General features: G+C 68.6%; 15 protein-coding genes. 8 read left to right on the top strand and 7 right to left on the bottom strand.

The window, feature by feature from the left end:
- Window positions 1-71: 71 nt before the first annotated feature.
- The 7 genes from gyrA to dnaA form a co-directional block, all read right to left on the bottom strand.
- Window positions 72-2,711, bottom strand: a complete 2,640-nt coding sequence (gene gyrA / locus G3I54_RS07890) for a DNA gyrase subunit A (protein WP_164612430.1) — start codon at window positions 2,709-2,711, stop codon at window positions 72-74.
- A 47-nt stretch (window positions 2,712-2,758) separates the two neighbouring features.
- A complete protein-coding gene (gyrB, locus tag G3I54_RS07885) occupies window positions 2,759-4,828 on the bottom strand; it encodes a DNA topoisomerase (ATP-hydrolyzing) subunit B (protein ID WP_164612428.1) in 2,070 nt (689 codons plus the stop codon).
- Between the two features lie 450 nt (window positions 4,829-5,278).
- Window positions 5,279-5,968 carry a DciA family protein gene (locus G3I54_RS07880; protein WP_239144277.1) on the bottom strand — a complete coding sequence of 230 codons (690 nt, stop codon included), beginning with the start codon at window positions 5,966-5,968 and terminating at the stop codon, window positions 5,279-5,281.
- Window positions 5,965-7,095, bottom strand: coding sequence for a DNA replication/repair protein RecF (gene recF / locus G3I54_RS07875; RefSeq protein WP_164612426.1), 1,131 nt, complete (start codon window positions 7,093-7,095; stop codon window positions 5,965-5,967). The genes G3I54_RS07880 and recF overlap by 4 nt, the downstream gene beginning before the upstream one ends.
- A gap of 72 nt (window positions 7,096-7,167) precedes the next feature.
- Window positions 7,168-8,046, bottom strand: coding sequence for a phosphogluconate dehydrogenase (NAD(+)-dependent, decarboxylating) (gene gnd, locus G3I54_RS07870; RefSeq protein WP_103509458.1), 879 nt, complete (start codon window positions 8,044-8,046; stop codon window positions 7,168-7,170).
- Between the two features lie 170 nt (window positions 8,047-8,216).
- Window positions 8,217-9,347, bottom strand: a complete 1,131-nt coding sequence (gene dnaN / locus G3I54_RS07865) for a DNA polymerase III subunit beta (RefSeq protein ID WP_003967886.1) — start codon at window positions 9,345-9,347, stop codon at window positions 8,217-8,219.
- A gap of 960 nt (window positions 9,348-10,307) precedes the next feature.
- Window positions 10,308-12,200: a chromosomal replication initiator protein DnaA gene (gene dnaA / locus G3I54_RS07860; protein ID WP_164612424.1), complete on the bottom strand. Its 1,893-nt coding sequence runs from the start codon at window positions 12,198-12,200 to the stop codon at window positions 10,308-10,310.
- 381 nt (window positions 12,201-12,581) lie between these two features.
- Between dnaA and rpmH the strand changes: the two genes are divergently transcribed.
- The 8 genes from rpmH to G3I54_RS07820 all read left to right on the top strand — a co-directional run bounded on the left by rpmH (window position 12,582) and on the right by G3I54_RS07820 (window position 18,586).
- Window positions 12,582-12,719 carry a 50S ribosomal protein L34 gene (rpmH, locus tag G3I54_RS07855; protein ID WP_003967884.1) on the top strand — a complete coding sequence of 46 codons (138 nt, stop codon included), beginning with the start codon at window positions 12,582-12,584 and terminating at the stop codon, window positions 12,717-12,719.
- Window positions 12,720-12,738: 19 nt separating this feature from the next.
- On the top strand, window positions 12,739-13,110 hold the full coding sequence (gene rnpA / locus G3I54_RS07850) for a ribonuclease P protein component (protein ID WP_164612422.1): 372 nt from the start codon (window positions 12,739-12,741) through the stop codon (window positions 13,108-13,110).
- On the top strand, window positions 13,107-13,466 hold the full coding sequence (gene yidD / locus G3I54_RS07845; RefSeq protein ID WP_006125986.1) for a membrane protein insertion efficiency factor YidD: 360 nt from the start codon (window positions 13,107-13,109) through the stop codon (window positions 13,464-13,466). The genes rnpA and yidD overlap by 4 nt, the downstream gene beginning before the upstream one ends.
- Before the next feature lie 3 nt (window positions 13,467-13,469).
- Entirely contained in the window at window positions 13,470-14,735 is a 1,266-nt protein-coding gene (gene yidC / locus G3I54_RS07840; protein ID WP_164612420.1) for a membrane protein insertase YidC, read from the top strand.
- Between the two features lie 14 nt (window positions 14,736-14,749).
- The gene (locus tag G3I54_RS07835; protein WP_164612418.1) at window positions 14,750-15,265 is read left to right on the top strand and encodes a R3H domain-containing nucleic acid-binding protein; all 516 of its coding nucleotides are present in this window, start codon (window positions 14,750-14,752) and stop codon (window positions 15,263-15,265) included.
- Between the two features lie 109 nt (window positions 15,266-15,374).
- Window positions 15,375-16,091 (top strand): 16S rRNA (guanine(527)-N(7))-methyltransferase RsmG, encoded by a 717-nt coding sequence (rsmG, locus tag G3I54_RS07830; RefSeq protein ID WP_164612417.1) that lies wholly within the window; start codon window positions 15,375-15,377, stop codon window positions 16,089-16,091.
- A gap of 327 nt (window positions 16,092-16,418) precedes the next feature.
- A complete protein-coding gene (locus G3I54_RS07825) occupies window positions 16,419-17,495 on the top strand; it encodes an AAA family ATPase (protein WP_078585112.1) in 1,077 nt (358 codons plus the stop codon).
- Entirely contained in the window at window positions 17,492-18,586 is a 1,095-nt protein-coding gene (locus tag G3I54_RS07820) for a ParB/RepB/Spo0J family partition protein (RefSeq protein WP_164612415.1), read from the top strand. Before G3I54_RS07825 ends, G3I54_RS07820 begins: the two co-directional genes overlap by 4 nt.
- The last annotated feature ends 293 nt before the right edge of the window (window positions 18,587-18,879 follow it).

Genomic DNA, 18,879 nt, shown 5'->3' with positions numbered 1-18,879 from the left:
GCAGGGCCACGGGCGCCGTTCGCACCGGCTCCGGAAGCGGCCGAACCTGCGCCCGTGGCTCCACTCACGCTCTACTCCTCGTGCTCCCCGGTCGAAGGCTCCGTGCCCTCGACAGTGCCCTCTGCCACGCCCTCGGCGTGGGCCTCGGACGGCTCGCCGTCGACGTCATCGGCCCCATCGACCTCTTCCGCCTCACGACCGGCCTCGGCATTGCGCGCGATGCCGACGACGGCGTCGCGCTTGCCCAGATTGATCAGTTGGACGCCCATGGTGTCACGGCCCGTCTCCCTGACTTCATTGACTCGCGTACGAATCACACCACCGCCGAGCGTGATGGCGAGAATCTCGTCGGTCTCCTCGACCACCAGCGCACCGACGAGCGATCCGCGGTCCTCCACGATCTTGGCGGCCTTGATGCCGAGGCCGCCGCGACCCTGGACGCGGTACTCGTCGACGGGAGTCCGCTTCGCGTACCCGCCGTCGGTGGCAGTGAAGACGAACGTACCGGGCCGGACGACATTCATCGAGAGCAGTTCGTCGCCCTCGCGGAAACTCATCCCCTTGACGCCCGAGGTGGCACGGCCCATCGGGCGCAACGCGTCGTCCGTCGCGGTGAACCTGATCGACTGGGCCTTCTTGCTGATGAGCAGCAGATCGTCCTCGGCCGACACCAGCTCGGCGCCGATCAGCTCGTCGTCGCCGCCCTCCGGCATCTCGCGCAGGTTGATCGCGATGACACCGCCGGAGCGGGGCGAGTCGTAGTCCTTGAGCGCGGTCTTCTTCACCAGACCGCCCTTCGTCGCCAGGATCAGGTACGGCACGGCCTCGTAGTCGCGGATCGCCAGGATCTGGGCGATCTTCTCGTCCGGCTGGAAGGCCAGCAGGTTGGCGACGTGCTGGCCGCGCGCGTCCCGGCCGGCGTCCGGGAGCTCGTACGCCTTGGCGCGGTAGACCCGGCCCTTGTTCGTGAAGAACAGCAGCCAGTGGTGCGTCGTCGAGACGAAGAAGTGGTCGACGATGTCGTCTTCCCGCAGCTTCGTCCCGCGTACGCCCTTGCCGCCGCGCTTCTGCGAGCGGTAGTCGTCCGTCTTCGTGCGCTTCACATAGCCGCTGCGGGAGATCGTGACGACGATGTCCTCCTCGGCGATCAGGTCCTCGATGGACATGTCACCGTCGAAGGGCACCAGCTTCGAGCGCCGGTCGTCGCCGAACTTCTCGACGATCGCAGCCAGCTCCTCGCTCACGATGGAGCGCTGCTTGGCGGGCGAGGACAGGATCTCGTTGTACTCGTTGATCTTCGCCTGGAGCTCGTCGTGCTCGGCGGTGATCTTCTGGTGCTCCAGCGCGGCCAGCCGGCGCAGCTGCATCTCCAGGATCGCGTTGGCCTGGAGCTCGTCGATCTCCAGCAGGCCCATCAGGCCCTCGCGCGCGATCTCCACGGTGTTGGAGCGCCGGATGAGGGCGATGACCTCGTCGATGGCGTTCAGGGCCTTGAGGAGGCCGCGCAGGATGTGCGCCCGCTCCTCCGCCTTGCGCAGCCGGAACTTCGTCCGCCGGACGATGACCTCGATCTGGTGCGTCACCCAGTGGCGGATGAACGCGTCGATCGACAGCGTGCGCGGCACCCCGTCGACGAGCGCCAGCATGTTCGCGCCGAAGTTCGTCTGGAGGTCGGTGTGCTTGTACAGGTTGTTCAGGACGACCTTGGCGACCGCGTCCCGCTTGAGGACGACGACCAGGCGCTGACCCGTACGCGAGGAGGTCTCGTCGCGGACGTCCGCGATGCCGCCGACCTTGCCGTCCTTGACCAGGTCGGCGATCTTCTGCGCGAGGTTGTCGGGGTTGGTCTGGTACGGCAGCTCCGTGACGACCAGGCACTGGCGGCCCTGGATCTCCTCGACCGCGACGACCGCGCGCATCGTGATGGAGCCGCGGCCGGTGCGGTACGCCTCCTCGATGCCCTTGCGGCCCACGACCAGCGCGCCGGTCGGGAAGTCCGGGCCCTTGATGCGCTCGATCAGCGCGTCGAGCAGCTCCTCGTGCGAGGCCTCGGGGTGCTCCAGATACCACTGGGCGCCGGCGGCGACCTCGCGGAGGTTGTGCGGCGGGATGTTGGTCGCCATGCCGACCGCGATCCCCGCGGAGCCGTTGACCAGCAGGTTCGGGAAGCGGGCCGGCAGGACCGTCGGCTCCTGGTTGCGGCCGTCGTAGTTGTCCTGGAAGTCGACGGTCTCCTCGTCGATGTCCCGGACCATCTCCATGGACAGCGGCATCATCTTGCACTCGGTGTACCGCATGGCGGCGGCCGGGTCGTTGCCCGGGGAACCGAAGTTGCCGTTGGAGTCCACCAGCGGCATGCGCATCGACCAGTGCTGCGCGAGGCGCACCAGGGCGTCGTAGATGGAGGAGTCGCCGTGCGGGTGGTACGTACCCATGACGTCGCCGACGACGCGGGCGCACTTGTAGAACCCCTTCTCGGGGCGGTAGCCGCCGTCGTACATCGCGTACAGCACCCGGCGGTGGACGGGCTTGAGGCCGTCCCGTACGTCGGGGAGCGCACGCGAGACGATGACGGACATCGCGTAGTCGAGGTAGGAGCGCTGCATCTCCGTCTCGAGCCCGACGGGCTCGACACGCATGCCCACACCGGGGACGGTCTCTTCCTCGGGCATCACGGGTTCAGGTGTCACAGGGGTGTTCTCGTCGGCCATTGCTGGTCAAAGTCCTTTCGAGCTGCGGCGTCGCTGGTACGGCCGACTCAGATGTCGAGGAAGCGGACGTCCTTGGCATTGCGCTGGATGAACGAGCGCCGTGCCTCGACGTCCTCACCCATGAGCACCGAGAACAGGTCGTCGGCCTGCGCCGCGTCGTCCAGCGTGACCTGGCCGAGGACCCGGTGGTCGACGTCCATGGTCGTGACGCGCAGCTCTTCGGCGTTCATCTCGCCGAGACCCTTGAAGCGCTGGATCGAGTCTTCCTTGATCCGCTTGCCGTTCTGCTTGCCGAGCGCCACGAGCGCGTCGCGCTCCCGGTCCGAGTACGCGTACTCGAAGTCGTCCCGGCCCCACTTGATCTTGTACAGCGGCGGGCGCGAGAGGTAGACGTGCCCCGCCTCCACCAGCGGCCGCATGAAGCGGAAGAGGAAGGTCAGCAGCAGGGTGTTGATGTGCTGACCGTCGACATCGGCGTCCGCCATCAGAATGATCTTGTGATAGCGGAGCTTCTCGATGTCGAAGTCCTCGTGGACCCCGGTGCCGAACGCCGAGATCAGCGCCTGGACCTCGGTGTTCTGGAGGATCTTGTCGATCCGGGCCTTCTCGACGTTCAGGATCTTGCCGCGGATGGGCAGGATCGCCTGGTACATCGGGTTGCGGCCGGACTTCGCCGAACCACCGGCGGAGTCACCCTCGACGATGAAGATCTCGCACTTGGTGGGGTCGTTCGACTGGCAGTCGCTCAGCTTGCCGGGCAGCGAGGCGCTCTCCAGGAGCCCCTTGCGCCGCGTCAGGTCGCGCGCCTTGCGGGCCGCCACGCGGGCGGTCGAGGCGGCGATGCCCTTGCGGATGATGTCGGCGGCCTCGTTGGGATTCCGGTCGAACCAGTCCGTCAGCTGCTCGTGGACGACCTTCTGCACGAAGGTCTTGGCCTCCGTGTTGCCCAGCTTGGTCTTCGTCTGGCCCTCGAACTGCGGCTCGCCCAGCTTCACCGAGATGATCGCGGTGAGACCCTCGCGGACGTCCTCGCCGGTGAGGTTGTCGTCCTTCTCGCGGAGCAGCTTCTTGTCGCGCGCGTACCGGTTGACCAGCGAGGTCAGCGCCGCCCGGAAGCCCTCCTCGTGCGTACCGCCCTCGTGCGTGTGGATCGCGTTGGCGAAGGAGTAGACGCCTTCGGTGTACTGCGTGTTCCACTGCATGGCGATCTCGGCCGAGAGCAGACGGTCCTTGTCCTCGGCCTCGATGTCGATCACCGACTGGTGAATGACGTCGCCCTTGCGGGAGTTGAGGTACTTCACGAAATCGACGATGCCGTTTTCGTAGTGGTACGTGACCGAGCGGGCGGTCTCCTCCTCGGCGGGCTCGGCCGCGTCCGCGCTGTCCGCGCCCGCGGTCGCCTTCGCCGACTCGCGCTCGTCGGTGAGCTTGAGCGTGAGGCCCTTGTTGAGGAACGCCATCTCCTGGAAGCGGCGCGAGAGGGTCTCGAAGCTGTACTCGGTGGTCTCGAAGATGTCCCCGTCGGCCCAGAAGGTGACCGACGTACCGGTCTCCTCGGTGGCCTCGTGCTTCGCCAGCGGCGCGGTCGGGACACCGAGCTTGTAGTCCTGGGTCCAGCGGTAGCCGTCGGTCTTGACCTCGACGGCGACCCGGGTGGACAGGGCGTTGACGACGGAGACGCCGACGCCGTGCAGACCGCCGGAGACGGCGTAGCCGCCGCCGCCGAACTTGCCGCCCGCGTGCAGGACGGTCAGCACGACCTCGACGGCCGGCTTCCCTTCGGACGGCACGATGCCGACCGGGATGCCGCGGCCGTTGTCGATCACGCGCACCCCGCCGTCGGCGAGGATCGTGACGTCGATGGTGTCCGCGTGGCCGGCCATCGCCTCGTCGACCGAGTTGTCGACGACCTCCTGCACCAGGTGGTGCAGGCCGCGCTCACCGGTCGAGCCGATGTACATGCCAGGTCGCTTGCGGACCGCGTCCAGCCCTTCCAGCACGGTGATCGCGCTGGCGTCGTACGAGGTGGTGACCTCGCCGTGCTCACCGGCTGTGGACGGAATGTTCTCGTTGGGGTTGCCGGAATCGGCCACGAAGCGCCCTTTCTGGCACAGCACAGGCCGTTCTCCGGACAGGCGGGAGCGGCTGCGTCGTTCGGCTTGTATCAACGACTCCCGCCTCAGCGGCGGGATTACTCACCAGTCTACCGGTAGCGCCGACATGATTGGCGGTTTGCCGGTACCTGAGTCCGGCTGTGCCGCCCTGAATGAGCGGCTGACGACTCCCCATATTCAGGAAGGGGCTCCAAGAGGCCCTGACGGGCTTTGAGCGCTTCGGCCTGTCAACCTCCCGCTACGGTGAGGGACGCTCCGGCCGTACCGTCCGGTTTCCTCCGGCGCGAACCGTGACGAACCCGACGCAAAGCTCGCCCAGTACACGACAATTTTACGCCGAAAGTGCAGCTCAGCCTTGCCGAGCGGCGATCCGTACGGAAGCGGCGCGGAAGCGGGAAACCCTACCGCGGGGCCCCTGGCGGCCCGCCGGCGTCCGGAGGCCGATCCGGAGCCTCACCCGTAGGTGTCGCCCGGACCCTTGCTGCCGGGCGCCCGCAGCGGCCCGTACCGGCGCTCCGGACCGCCGGGCCCGACCACTTTGATCAGCCGTACGGTGCCCTGACCCAGATCCGCGTTCAGCCGGGCCACCAGCTGCGGAGCCAGCAGCCGCAGCTGCGTCGCCCACGCCGTCGAGTCACAGCTCACGGTCAGCACCCGGGCGTCCGGATCGTCGTCGTACCGCAGCGGTACGCAGTGCTTCGCCAGATCGTCGCCGACGATCTGCGGCCACCGCCCCATCACCCCGCCGACCGCCGCGGGCGTCTCCCAGCCCCGCTCGGTGATCAGCCGGTTGATCGCGGAGCCCAGCGCCAGCGGATCCCGGCCGTCCGACCGGGCCCCCGAGCGCAGCCCACCGCCCCGCCGGGCCTGCTTCTTCTGCTGCGCCGCCGCGCCCCGCGCCCTGGCCTGCTCCTTCGCCGCCCGCAACGCGACCCGGGCGAGATCGACCCCGGTCACCTCGGGCGGCTTCGCCGCCGCGGCTGACGCTCCGGAAGCGGCCTCGGAACCGGCTCCGGAAGCGGCCGGATCCGGCAGGGCGTCTCCCGCACCCGCTCCCGTACCGCCCGGGCCGGAGGCTGCCGTACCGCTCGCGCGGGAGGCCGATCCCCGACGGCCCGCCGCGTTCTCGCCCCGGCCGGTCATACGCGCTCCACCTCGCCCGCGGTCACCGCGTACCGCGTCCCCGCCAGCACCCCCGGAACGTCCTCCGCCACCGCGGCCGTCACGAGCACCTGCTCGCCCGGGGCCACCAGCTCCGCCAGCCGCTCCCGGCGGCGGGCGTCCAGCTCGGCGAAGACGTCGTCCAGGACCAGCACCGGCTCGTTGCCCTCGGAGCGCAGCAGCTCGTAACTGGCAAGCCGCAGCGCCAGCGCGTAACTCCAGGACTCGCCGTGACTCGCGTACCCCTTCGCCGGCATGCCCCGCAGACCGAGCAGCAGATCGTCGCGGTGCGGGCCGACGAGGGTCACACCCCGCTCGATCTCCTGCTTGCGGACCCCCACGAGCGCCGCGATCAGCTGCTCGTACAGCTCGTCGCGGGTGCGCGCGGGACTCACGTCATCGCCGACCGAGCTGCGGTACTCCAGCGCCACCGGACCGCCGCCCGGCGCGACGTCCCCGTACGCCTTGTCGGCCAGCGGCTGGAGCGTGGCGATCAGATCGAGCCGCTGCGCCAGCAGCTCCGCGCCCACCCGGCCCAGGTGCTGGTCCCAGACGTCGAGCGTGGACATGTCCATCGAGCGGCCGCCGTGCCGCCGGGCCATCGCGGCGGACTTCAGCAGGGTGTTGCGCTGCTTGAGCACCCGCTCGTAGTCGGAGCGGACCCCGGCCATCCGGGGCGAACGCGCGGTGATCAGCTCGTCCAGGAAACGCCGCCGCTCGCCGGGGTCGCCCTTGACCAGGGCCAGATCCTCCGGCGCGAAGAGCACCGTCCGTACGATGCCGAGCACATCACGCGGTCTGACCTGCGAGGACCGGTTGATCCGGGCCCTGTTGGCGCGGCCGGGGTTCAGCTCCAGCTCGATCAGCTGCGAACGCTCGCCCTGGGTCACCGCCGCGCGGATCACCGCCCGCTCCGCGCCCATCCGCACCAGCGGGGCGTCCGAGGAGACCCGGTGGCTGCCGAGGGTGGCGAGATAGCCGACGGCCTCGACGAGATTGGTCTTGCCCTGGCCGTTGGGCCCCACGAACGCGGTGACGCCCGGGTCGAGAGGGACCTCGACCCGGGCGTACGAGCGGAAGTCGGCCAACGAGAGATGGGTGACATGCATGTGCGCCGACCTCCCGGGCCTTTCCGTTCCGCTGTTGGTGCTGGTGCCGCTCTCGCGGGTTGTGCGGCGGGACTACTTCTTGTTCTCGACCGCGTGCCCGCCGAACTGGTTGCGCAGCGCGGCGATCATCTTCATCTGCGGCGAGTCGTCCTGGCGCGAGGCGAACCGCGCGAACAGCGACGCCGTGATCGCGGGCAGCGGCACCGCGTTGTCGATCGCGGCCTCCACCGTCCAGCGGCCCTCGCCCGAGTCGGCGGCGAAGCCCCGGAGCTTGTCCAGGTGCTCGTCGTCGTCGAGCGCGTTGACCGCGAGGTCGAGCAGCCAGGAACGGATGACCGTGCCCTCCTGCCAGGAGCGGAAGACCTCGCGCACATCGGTGACGGAGTCGACCTTCTCCAGCAGCTCCCAGCCCTCGGCGTAGGCCTGCATCATGGCGTACTCGATGCCGTTGTGGACCATCTTCGCGAAGTGGCCGGCGCCGACCTTGCCCGCGTGCACGGAGCCGAAGTCGCCCTCGGGCTTCAGCGCGTCGAAGATCGGCTGGACCTTCGCCACGTTCTCCTCGGTGCCGCCGTACATCAGGGCGTAGCCGTTCTCCAGGCCCCAGACGCCACCGGAGACGCCGCAGTCGACGAAGCCGATGTCCTTGATGCCCAGCTCGACGGCGTGCTTCTCGTCGTCGGTCCAGCGCGAGTTCCCACCGTCGACGACGACGTCGCCGGGCGAGAGCAGCGCGGCCAGCTCGTCGATCGTGGACTGGGTCGCGGCACCGGCCGGGACCATGACCCAGACGACCCGCGGGCCCTTCAGCTTGCCCACAAGCTCTTCGAGACTGTGGACATCGGCGACATCCGGATTGCGGTCGTAACCGATGACGGTGTGGCCTGCGCGGCGGATGCGCTCGCGCATGTTGCCGCCCATCTTGCCGAGGCCGACGAGACCGAGCTCCATCAGAGATTCCTTAAGCGTCGTGGCGATAAGCGTCGGGGCAGGTGCGCCCAGGACCGAGCCTACGCCCGGCCGGGGACAGCACGGCGGGCCCGCTCCGCGCCGAGCGGGCCCGCCGGAAACTGCCGCGGATACGTCCCCCGATCAGCCGGGGGAACCGGGATCGGCCGGGGTCAGCCGGAGAGCCGCACCGGCATGATCAGGTACTTGTACGCGTCGTCCGCCTCGGCGTCGACGGCCGGGCGGCCGCTGAGCAGGGCGGGCTTGGTGGACGTGGTGAACGAGAGCTGGGCGACCGGGGAGTCGATCGCGCTCAGACCGTCCAGCAGGAACGTCGGGTTGAAGGCGATCGAGATGTCGTCGCCCTCCAGCACCGCGTCGACGCGCTCCACAGCCTGTGCGTCGTCGCTGGAACCGGCTTCCAGGATGAGCACGCCCTGCTCGAAGCTGAGCCGTACGGGGGTGTTGCGCTCGGCGACCAGGGCCACACGCTTGACGGCCTCGACGAAGGGGGCCGTCTCGATCACCGCGACGGAGTTGAACTCGGTCGGGAAGAGCGTGCGGTACTTCGGCAGGTCGCCTTCGAGCAGCCGCGTGGTCGTGCGGCGTCCGGCGCCCTCGAAACCGATCAGGCCCTCGCCCGCACCGGAGCCGGAGAGCGCCAGGGTGACCGTGTCGCCGCTGGTGAGTGCCTTGGCGGTGTCCAGGAGCGTCTTGGCGGGCACCAGGGCGACCGCCGAGGCGTCCGCGTTCTCCGGCTTCCACAGGAACTCGCGGACCGCGAAGCGGTAGCGGTCGGTGGAGGCGAGGGTGACGGTGTCGCCCTCGATCTCGATCCGCACACCGGTGAGCACCGGCAGCGTGTCGTCGCGGCCGGCGGCGATGGCGACCTGCGCGGCGGCGGAGGCGAAGACCTCACCGGGGACGGTGCCCGTGGCGGTCGGCATCTGCGGCAGCGCGGGGTACTCCTCCACAGGCAGTGTGTGGAGGGTGAAGCGGGAGGAGCCGCAGACGACCGTGGCCCGCACACCGTCGGTGGAGATCTCCACCGGGCGGTTGGGCAGGGCGCGGCAGATGTCGGCGAGCAGCCGGCCGGAGACGAGCACCGTGCCGTCCTCGTCGATCTCCGCGTCGACGGAGACCCTGGCGGATACCTCGTAGTCGAAGCTGGAGAAGCTGAGAGCCCCGTCCTCGGCCTTCAGCAGAAGGCCCGCGAGAACGGGCGCCGGCGGACGGGCCGGGAGGCTGCGGGCCACCCAGGCCACCGCCTCCGCGAGTACATCGCGCTCCACCCGGATCTTCACCGGAACCGCCTCCTGCTGTTGCTCGCTCGCCCTGCTGGCCTTCGTCGTCTGGACCGGAGCTCCCTGCCGAGGGCTGGGGAGGCTCCGGGGTCCAGTCTGACGTACGGCACCGACAGTCGTTGCTGCTCGGGGTCAAGTCGGGCCAAGAGCTTCGCGGCGGTCGACGGTCGAGTTGTACACAGGCCCCACTTCGAAGCGGATTCCTGGCTAACTCTGGGTGGTAGTAGTAGTAGGCCTTGTGGATACCGTGGATAACGTCGTTTGCGCAGGTCAGCGACTGTTTTTTGTCCACCGGTCCTGTGGGTGGCGCCCGTGGACAACCGGGGCTTTCTGTGGACGGGCGAAAGTTCTGCACACCCGATGCACAGGAGGGGGCCACTTCTCCCCAGGCCTGTCCCCAGCTTTACCCACGTTCCCCACAGCCCAACCGACCACCTTGGTGTGACGCCTTTCACTCCGGGCGGTGAGAGCGTGTGTTGCGTTGCCGAACAGTGGACAGGGGTGTGGAGAAGCCGGGAGAAGCTGGGGACAACAGGGCTCAGCCTGTGGGCCGCCGGTGGACAACATCGACGGCCCCCTGTGGACGAAAACTCTGTCCACAGGCTGTGGATCACGGTTGACCACAAATCCCCAACCATGTGACCTGGCCTGATGGAGTATCGGCAGCGCTCCCTGTGGACGCAATATGGACAACTTCCCAGTCCCCAGGCTGTGGACGGAAGATTTCCCGCACATCTGTGGAGAAGGGCCTCTGAGCAGCCCGTATTCGAACATCACGGGTCCGGCGGGGCGCTCGACGAAGGCGTCCGGAACCCCGATACGGGCTCCGGGAACACCGCTCACAGGTCCTGGGGACGCGAAAAAGCGCCCGCCGCGGACCGTGGAAGTCCGCGACAGGCGCCCTGAGAAGCGCTCCAGGAGAAGCCCGGAAGCCGGTGCCGGCCGTTCTCGCGTCCGGCTTCAGCCGTTCTTGATGCGGTTGGTCAGCTCGGTGACCTGGTTGTAGATGGATCGCCGCTCCGCCATCAGCGCCCGGATCTTCCGGTCCGCGTGCATCACCGTCGTATGGTCGCGGCCGCCGAACTGCGCACCGATCTTCGGCAGCGAGAGGTCGGTCAGCTCGCGGCACAGATACATGGCGATCTGGCGCGCCGTCACCAGTACCCGGCTGCGCGAGGATCCGCAGAGGTCGTCCACGGTGAGGCCGAAGTAGTCCGCGGTCGCCGCCATGATGGCCGGCGCGGTGATCTCCGGGGCCGACTCCTCGCCGCCCGGGATCAGGTCCTTCAGGACGATCTCGGTCAGCCCGAGGTCCACCGGCTGCCGGTTCAGGGAGGCGAAGGCCGTCACCCGGATCAGGGCGCCCTCCAGCTCACGGATGTTGCGCGAGATCCGCGAGGCGATGAACTCCAGGACCTCCGGAGGGGCGTTGAGCTGCTCCTGCACGGCCTTCTTGCGGAGGATCGCGATCCGGGTCTCCAGCTCGGGCGGCTGGACATCGGTGGTCAGGCCCCACTCGAAGCGGTTGCGCAGCCGGTCCTCCAGCGTCACCAGCTGCTTGGGGGGCCGGTCCGAGGAGAGCACGATCTGCTTGTTCGCGTTGTGCAGCGTATTGAAGGTGTGGAAGAACTCCTCCTGCGTCGACTCCTTGCTCGCCAGGAACTGGATGTCGTCGACCAGCAGGATGTCCACGTCGCGGTACCGCTTGCGGAAGGTGTCGCCCTTGCCGTCGCGGATCGAGTTGATGAACTCGTTGGTGAACTCCTCCGAGCTCACGTACCGCACCCGGGTCCCCGGGTAGAGGCTCCGCGCGTAGTGCCCGATGGCGTGCAGCAGGTGGGTCTTGCCGAGCCCCGACTCCCCGTAGATGAAGAGGGGGTTGTACGCCTTCGCGGGCGCCTCGGCGACGGCGACGGCCGCGGCGTGCGCGAACCGGTTGGACGCCCCGATGACGAAGGTGTCGAAGAGGTACTTCGGGTTCAGCCGGGCATGCGGTTCGCCGGGGCCCGGCGCGGGGGCCGGCTGGGCGCCCATCGGGCCGGGGACCGAGCCGCCGGTCCGGCCGGGGCCGTGACCGCCCTGGCGGTGCTGCGGCTGCTGGTCCTGCCGGTCGGGACGCTGCTGCTCGTACCCCTGGTGCTCGGGCGGCTGCGAGCGGTAGTCGTGGCTCGGCTGCTGGGGGCGCCCGGTGCCGTACGGCTCGCGCCACTGCTCGGAGGGCTGCTCCCGGTACTGCTCGTTCTCGCGGTACTGCTCGTTCTCCCGCTCCCGGTACGCCTCGCTCTCGCGGTACGGCTCGCCGGACGGCTGCTCGCGGTCCTGGTACCCGCCGTGCCGCGGCTGCTGCCAGGAGAGGTCCTCCTGGGTACGCGGCCAGGCGCCGGGCTCCGGGCGCTGCTGCTGGTAGTCCGGGTAGGCGGGCCGGGCCGTCGGCATCCCGTCGTCGGAGGGCCGGTGACCGTATCCGTCGTACCCGTCGTTGCGCTGGGCGTCCTCACGCGGCTGCGACGGGTAGCGGTGGCCCTGCTGGCTCTGGTGCGACTGGTGCATCGGAGGCGCCGGCGGAGCGGGCTGCTCGCCCGCCGAGTCGTCGACGGTGATGGCGATCCGGATGGGGCGGCCGCACTCGCGGGTCAGCGTCTCGCTGAGGAGCGGCGCGAGCCGGCCCTCCAGGACGTGCTTGCCCCATTCATTGGGAACGGCCAGCAGTGCGGTGTCGGCGACGAGTGCCAGCGGCTGGCAGCGCTCGATCCACTGCTTGTCCTTCGGCTCGATGCCCTGCTGGCCCTCCCCGAGGAGTTGTTCCAGCACTCGCGGCCACACTGCGGCAAGATCGGCAGGTACGTCAGCCACAAGGCACGCTCTCTCGCATGTCCCACGAATGTGTGGTTCTCGGGACGGGATGGGTCGGGTCGGGTGAGGCCCGGCAGTCGGGAAGGAAAAGAACCGGAGTTCAGCCACGGTAGTCAGGCCGACCCGCGCGGTTCAAGTTGTTGTCCACAGGCTGTGCACAATGGGGGGTCACGCGAAGCCGGTTTGACCGGATGGCGTAGCCGCGCGTACCGTGACCAGGTCGAGTTGTCGATGGCTGCTGCCGCCTGCCTCCGATGGGCAAAGATCACGATCTGTGATTGTGAAGCGGTGCACTAAGGCGTTTACGCGAGTTCCTCGTGGGCGCACGGTGACAGCCAGGCGATGTCCCGCCAAGACACGAATCATTTCTGGAGCCCCCGAGTGAGCAAGCGCACCTTCCAGCCGAACAACCGCCGTCGCGCCAAGACCCACGGCTTCCGTCTGCGCATGCGTACCCGTGCCGGCCGTGCGATCCTCGCGAACCGCCGCGGCAAGGGCCGCAGCAGCCTGTCCGCCTGATCGCTTACAGGTCCATGACGTGCTGCCTACCGAGAATCGGCTGAGGCGGCGCGAGGACTTCGCGACCGCGGTACGACGAGGACGTCGAGCCGGACGTCCGCTGCTCGTCGTCCATCTACGCAGCGGTGAAACGGACCCGCACGTGACGGGGGAGACTCTTCCCGCGCCGCGTGCGGGTTTCGTTGTCAGCAAGGCCGTGGGGAACGCCGTCGTCCGTACCGCGGTGAAGCGGAAGCTTCGCCACCTGGTCCGCGACCGGCTGGCTCAGTTGCCCCCCGGTAGCCTTGTTGTCGTACGGGCGCTGCCCGGTGCGGGCGACGCCGATCATGCACAGCTGGCCCGAGACCTGGACGCCGCTCTGCAGCGGCTGCTGGGAGGGGGCGCGCGATGAAGTACCCGCTGCTTGCTCTCATCAAGCTGTACCAGTGGACGATCAGTCCACTCCTCGGGCCTGTCTGCCGTTATTACCCGTCGTGTTCCCACTATGGATATACGTCGATCGACAGGCACGGTGCCATCAAGGGAACAGCGCTGACAGCCTGGCGCATCCTGCGGTGCAATCCGTGGTCACCCGGCGGCGTGGATCATGTTCCGCCACGCAAGCGTCCGCGGTGGCACGAGCTGCTGCGCAATGCCCTGCGCGGCGAAAAGGGCGGGGAGTCCGCCGCTGATGTGCCGTCCGGGGGGTCGGTCTCCGAACCTCCGAGCCCGGCCGCAGAGACCTCGCCCAATGCTCAAGGAGCCTGATTAGTGGACACGATTGCCAGTCTGTTCAGCTTTATCACCACACCTGTCTCATGGGTCATCGTTCAGTTCCACAAGGTCTATGGGGCGCTCTTCGGTGACGACTCCGGCTGGGCCTGGGGTCTGTCGATCGTGTCCCTGGTGGTGCTGATCCGGATCTGCCTGATCCCGCTCTTCGTGAAGCAGATCAAGTCGACCCGCAACATGCAGGTGCTCCAGCCGAAGATGAAGGCGATCCAGGAGCGCTACAAGAACGACAAGCAGCGTCAGTCCGAAGAGATGATGAAGCTGTACAAGGAGACGGGCACCAACCCGCTCTCCTCGTGTCTTCCCATCCTGGCGCAGTCGCCGTTCTTCTTCGCCCTGTACCACGTGCTGTCTTCCATCGCCTCGGGCAAGAAGATCGGCGCGATCAACCAGGACCTGCTGGACAGCGCCCGTCAGGCGCACATCTTCGGCGCCCCGCTGGCCGCGAAGTTCACGGACAGCGTCGAGAAGGTCACCTCGCTCGACGCGTCCCTCACGGACGTCCGGATCGTCACCGCGATCATGATCGTGCTGATGTCGGCCTCGCAGTTCTTCACCCAGCGCCAGCTGATGACGAAGAACGTCGATCTGACGGTGAAGACCCCGTACATGCAGCAGCAGAAGATGCTGATGTACATCTTCCCGGTCATCTTCGCCGTGATGGGCATCAACTTCCCCGTCGGTGTCCTCGTCTACTGGCTGACCACCAACGTCTGGACCATGGGTCAGCAGATGTACGTGATCAACCAGAACCCGACGCCGGGCAGCAAGGCGCAGGACGCCTACCTCCAGCGACTCCTCAAGAGCGTGACCTCCCACGGCGAAGTGCGCGGCCGCACCCGGCGCAAGATGGTCAAGGCGATCGTCGCCAAGGGGACCGACCGCAACGACATCGAGCGCAAGTTCGTCACCGGTCTCGGCAAGCTGGGTCTCGCGCCCCAGGAGGACGGCACGGTGCAGAAGAGCGAGACCGCCACCGCCGATGCCGAGGGCAGCCAGGCGCACCGGCGCCAGCAGCCCAAGCGCCAGACCAAGGCGAAGCGCCAGACGACCGGCCACACGACTGCGGGAGCCAAGGACGCGGAGTCCGCGGCAGCCGGTTCCAAGACCTCGCTCGAGAAGCAGGACGCACCGCAGGACGACAAGCCGAAGTCGGCGGGCAAGCCCGCCTCCGGCTCCTCACGCCAAGCCAAGTCCGGACAGCGCAAGGGCCCGCAGCGGCCCAAGCACCCGTCCAAGAAGTAAGAAGGAGTCCATCCGTGACGGAAGGCACCACTTCCACGGCCGCCGCTGAGGCCGGCAGCGACACCCTGACCCGCCTGGAGCAGGAGGGCGAGATCGCGGCCGACTACCTTGAGGGACTGCTCGACATCGCCGACCTCGACGGCGACATCGACATGGACGTCGAGGCGGACCGGGCCGCGGTGTCGATCATCAGCGAATCGGCACGCGACCTCCAGAAGCTCGTGGGCCGCGACGGTGAGGTCCTGGAGGCACTCCAGGAGCTGACGCGGCTGGCCGTCCACCGGGAGACCGGTGACCGCAGCCGTCTGATGCTGGACATCGGCGGTTTCCGGGCCAAGAAGCGCGAGACCCTCGCGGCGCTGGGTGCCAAGGCCGCGGACGAGGTCAAGAGCTCGGGCGAGCCGGTGAAGCTGGAGCCGATGACCCCGTTCGAGCGCAAGGTCGTGCACGACGCGATCGCCGCGGCCGGTCTCCGGAGCGAGTCGGAGGGCGAGGAGCCGCAGCGCTTCGTCGTCGTTCTCCCGGCCTGACCGGATCCTTGTACTGTCGGCCCCGTCTGTTCGCAGGCGGGGCCGATCTTTGTCAGCCTGATAGTCAGCCACCCACAGTGCGCTAGTGCGGTATGGAAGGACGGTCCCCGTGACGGAGGCAGCAGAGCTCCCCCAGGCACCTGCGGAGGCGCAGGCGGTGTTCGGAGAGCTCTTCCCGGAGGCTGTCCGGTACGCGGAGCTTCTGGCGGACGCCGGGGTCAAGCGAGGCCTGATCGGGCCGCGCGAAGTCCCCCGGCTGTGGGAGCGGCACCTGCTGAACTGCGCGGTGCTCTCCGAGGTCGTGCCCGAAGGCGTCACCGTCTGCGATGTGGGCTCGGGCGCCGGCCTGCCCGGCATCCCGCTGGCGCTGGTGCGCCCCGATCTCAAGATCACCCTGCTGGAGCCGCTGCTGAGGCGGACGAACTTCCTCCAGGAGGTCGTCGATCTGCTGGGCCTGGACCATGTGACGGTCGTGCGCGGCCGGGCCGAGGAGGTTCTCGGGACGCTTCAGCCCGTCCAGGTGGTGACCGCCCGTGCGGTGGCGCCGCTGGACCGGCTGGCGGGCTGGGGTGTGCCCCTGCTGAAGCCGTACGGGGAGATGCTCGCGCTCAAGGGCGACACCGCGGAGGAGGAGCTCAACGGCGCCAGGGCCGCGCTCAGCAAGCTCGGTGTGCTGGAGACCGAGGTGCTCCAGGTCGGCGAAGGCGTGGTCGATCCGCTCTCCACCGTGGTCCGTGTCGTGGTGGGCGAGAGCCCGGGCGGTGTGAGGTTCGCCGCAAAGAGGGCCAAGGCCGCGCGCACGGGGCGCACGCGCAGGCGTCGCTGAGAGGCGTCGTGGAACGGCATCGCCGCCCGGTCGAGAGCTCCGGGCGGTCGGCCGGTATGCGGAGTCTGGTGCTTCTTGTGCCGCTTACCGGTGGTGCTACCGGAAAGTAGCGATACGTACCCTGTGCGGAGTGTCGTGGCCTGGTAGTTGCTCGGCAGGGGCATCGTGTTTCACGTGAAACGTCGCTCTCTGCTGCAGGGAATCATCGGCCGCGGTCGTGCGGCTGCCACGCCGCGCGACCGCAAGCCCGGACGGGTTGCCGAGTTGTCCACACGCACGGATTCATCCACAGAACAGCGGGCCTCGCTGGTTCACGACCCCGAAAGCATGGCAGGCTCTGTTCATTGCGAGCCTGAAGTCGAGGAGAGTGAATCCTTGCGGTCCGACGCCAACATCGCGGGACCGATGACCGACCCGGTCCCCGGTCCCCGAACCGAGTCCGTGGGTGAGGGTGTTTCACGTGAAACACCGCCGCCGATGGACGACACACCCATCGGCCGTGCCGCTCAGCTGGCGGTCGAGGCCCTCGGCCGCGCCGGCGAAGGGCTGCCCCGTCCTGACCGCACCCGCGTCATGGTGGTGGCCAACCAGAAGGGCGGGGTCGGCAAGACGACCACGACGGTCAACCTTGCCGCTTCCCTGGCCCTGCACGGTGCGCGCGTTCTGGTGGTCGACCTCGACCCGCAGGGCAACGCTTCCACGGCTCTGGGCATCGATCACCATGCCGATGTTCCCTCGATCTACGACGTCCTGGTGGAGAGCCGCCCGCTCTCCGAGGTGGTCCAGCCCGTACCGGACGTCGAGGGTCTCTTCTGCGCGCCCGCCACCATCGATCTCGCCGGTGCGGAGATCGAGCTGGTCTCGCTGGTGGCACGGGAGAGCCGCCTCCAGCGGGCCATCCAGGCGTACGAGCAGCCGCTGGACTACATCCTCATCGACTGCCCGCCCTCGCTCGGCCTGCTGACGGTGAACGCGCTGGTGGCCGGGGCCGAGGTGCTGATCCCCATTCAGTGCGAGTACTACGCGCTGGAAGGCCTGGGTCAGCTCCTGCGCAACGTCGATCTGGTGCGGGGCCATCTGAACCCGGATCTGCATGTCTCGACGATCCTGTTGACGATGTACGACGGCCGGACGAGGCTCGCCTCCCAGGTCGCCGAGGAGGTCCGTACCCACTTCGGCAAGGAAGTGCTGCGGACGAGCATCCCGCGGTCGGTGCGCATCTCGGAGGCGCCGAGCTACGGGCAGACCGTGCTGACCTACGACCCGGGATCCAGCGGTTCGCTCTCGTACCTCGAAGCCGCCCGGGAGATCGCCCTGCGGGGCGTCGGAGTGCACTACGAGGCTCAGCACGCCCACACGAGCAGTCAGAACAGCCAGCAGAACGTTTCGGAGGGCATTCAGTGAGTGAGCGTCGTAGAGGGCTGGGGCGTGGACTCGGTGCGCTGATCCCCGCCGCTCCCCAGGAGAAGCAGGTGTCGGCGCCCGGAGGCGGCCCGGCCTCGCCCGGTGCGGGTCCGGTGCTGACGGCGGAGCGCGGGGTGGCCGCGGCGAAGGTGACCGCGCTGCCGTCCGTACCGGTGGTGCCTGAGCCGGCGTCCGCCCCGGAGGACCGGTCCGAGCAGGAGGCCGGGACGTCCGGCGCGTACTTCGCCGAGCTGCCGATCGGGGAGATCACCCCGAACCCGCGCCAGCCCCGTGAGGTCTTCGACGAGGACGCGCTGGCCGAGCTGGTCGTCTCCATCAAGGAAGTCGGCCTTCTCCAGCCGGTCGTCGTCCGGAAGGTGGGCCCGGACAACTACGAGCTCATCATGGGTGAGCGTCGGTGGCGGGCCTGCCGTGAAGCGGGCCTGGAGCGGATTCCCACGATCGTCCGCGCCACGGACGACGAGAAGCTGCTGCTGGACGCGCTGCTGGAGAACCTCCACCGGGCTCAGCTGAACCCGCTGGAAGAGGCGGCTGCGTACGACCAGCTGCTCAAGGACTTCAAGTGCACCCATGACCAGCTGGCCGACCGGATCGGCCGCTCACGTCCGCAGGTGACCAACACGCTGAGGCTCCTGCGGCTTTCGCCGCCGGTGCAGCGCCGGGTCGCCGCGGGCGTGCTCTCGGCCGGCCACGCGCGCGCCCTGCTGTCCGTGGACGACTCCGAGGAGCAGGACCGGCTGGCCCACCGCATCGTGGCCGAGGGGCTTTCGGTGCGTGCGGTCGAGGAGATCGTGACGCTGATGGGCTCGCGCCCCACGAGCTCTCCGAAGCCCAAGGGGCCGAGGGCCGGCGGCCGTCTGTCCCCCGCACTGACGGACCTGGCGACGCGTCTGTCGGACCGCTTCGAGACCCGGGTGAAGGTCGACCTGGGACAGAAGAAGGGCAAGATCGTCGTCGAGTTCGCCTCGATGGAGGACCTGGACCGGATCCTCGGCAGCCTCGCCCCGGGCGAGGGCCGGGTGCTGGAGCGTCGGCTCGCCGAGACGTCCGAGGAGGACGACGAGGGCTGAGCGGCGGGACCCGCGGAAGGGCGGGCCGTGTTCCGGTAGGCATCGGAACACGGCCCGCCCTTTGCTCTCTCTCGGTGTCCGCATCACCTCTGGGTGGATACGATGCGTTCTGGGACGGCGCATCCACGGGGATCTACCTCAGAGGAGGGCGGAGGCCTTGCGAAGAGTGAGCCGCAGTCGGCTCGTCACGGTCGGGCTGGGCCTGGGCGCCGTCGGGGGGTTCGTCGGCAGTCTGTTCCATGAACGGAGCGCGCTGGCAGCCGCACGTGATGCGGCGGGCGAAGGAAATGAGG

The organism is Streptomyces sp. SID14515, from assembly GCF_010548505.1.
Classification (GTDB): domain Bacteria; phylum Actinomycetota; class Actinomycetes; order Streptomycetales; family Streptomycetaceae; genus Streptomyces; species Streptomyces caviscabies.
The sequence above is the reverse complement of the archived record's forward strand: the minus strand, read 5'-3'. Positions and strand labels throughout refer to the sequence as shown.

Excerpts from the sequence above, each read along its gene's own strand:
- gnd (WP_103509458.1), bottom strand. The coding sequence starts at position 8,046 with ATGGAGCTCGGTCTCGTCGGCCTCGGCAAGATGGGCGGCAACATGCGC.
- gyrA (WP_164612430.1), bottom strand. The coding sequence starts at position 2,711 with ATGGCCGACGAGAACACCCCTGTGACACCTGAACCCGTGATGCCCGAG.
- G3I54_RS07825 (WP_078585112.1), top strand. The coding sequence starts at position 16,419 with ATGGCAGGCTCTGTTCATTGCGAGCCTGAAGTCGAGGAGAGTGAATCC.
- recF (WP_164612426.1), bottom strand. The coding sequence starts at position 7,095 with ATGCATGTCACCCATCTCTCGTTGGCCGACTTCCGCTCGTACGCCCGG.
- yidD (WP_006125986.1), top strand. The coding sequence starts at position 13,107 with ATGAAGTACCCGCTGCTTGCTCTCATCAAGCTGTACCAGTGGACGATC.
- G3I54_RS07880 (WP_239144277.1), bottom strand. The coding sequence starts at position 5,968 with ATGACCGGCCGGGGCGAGAACGCGGCGGGCCGTCGGGGATCGGCCTCC.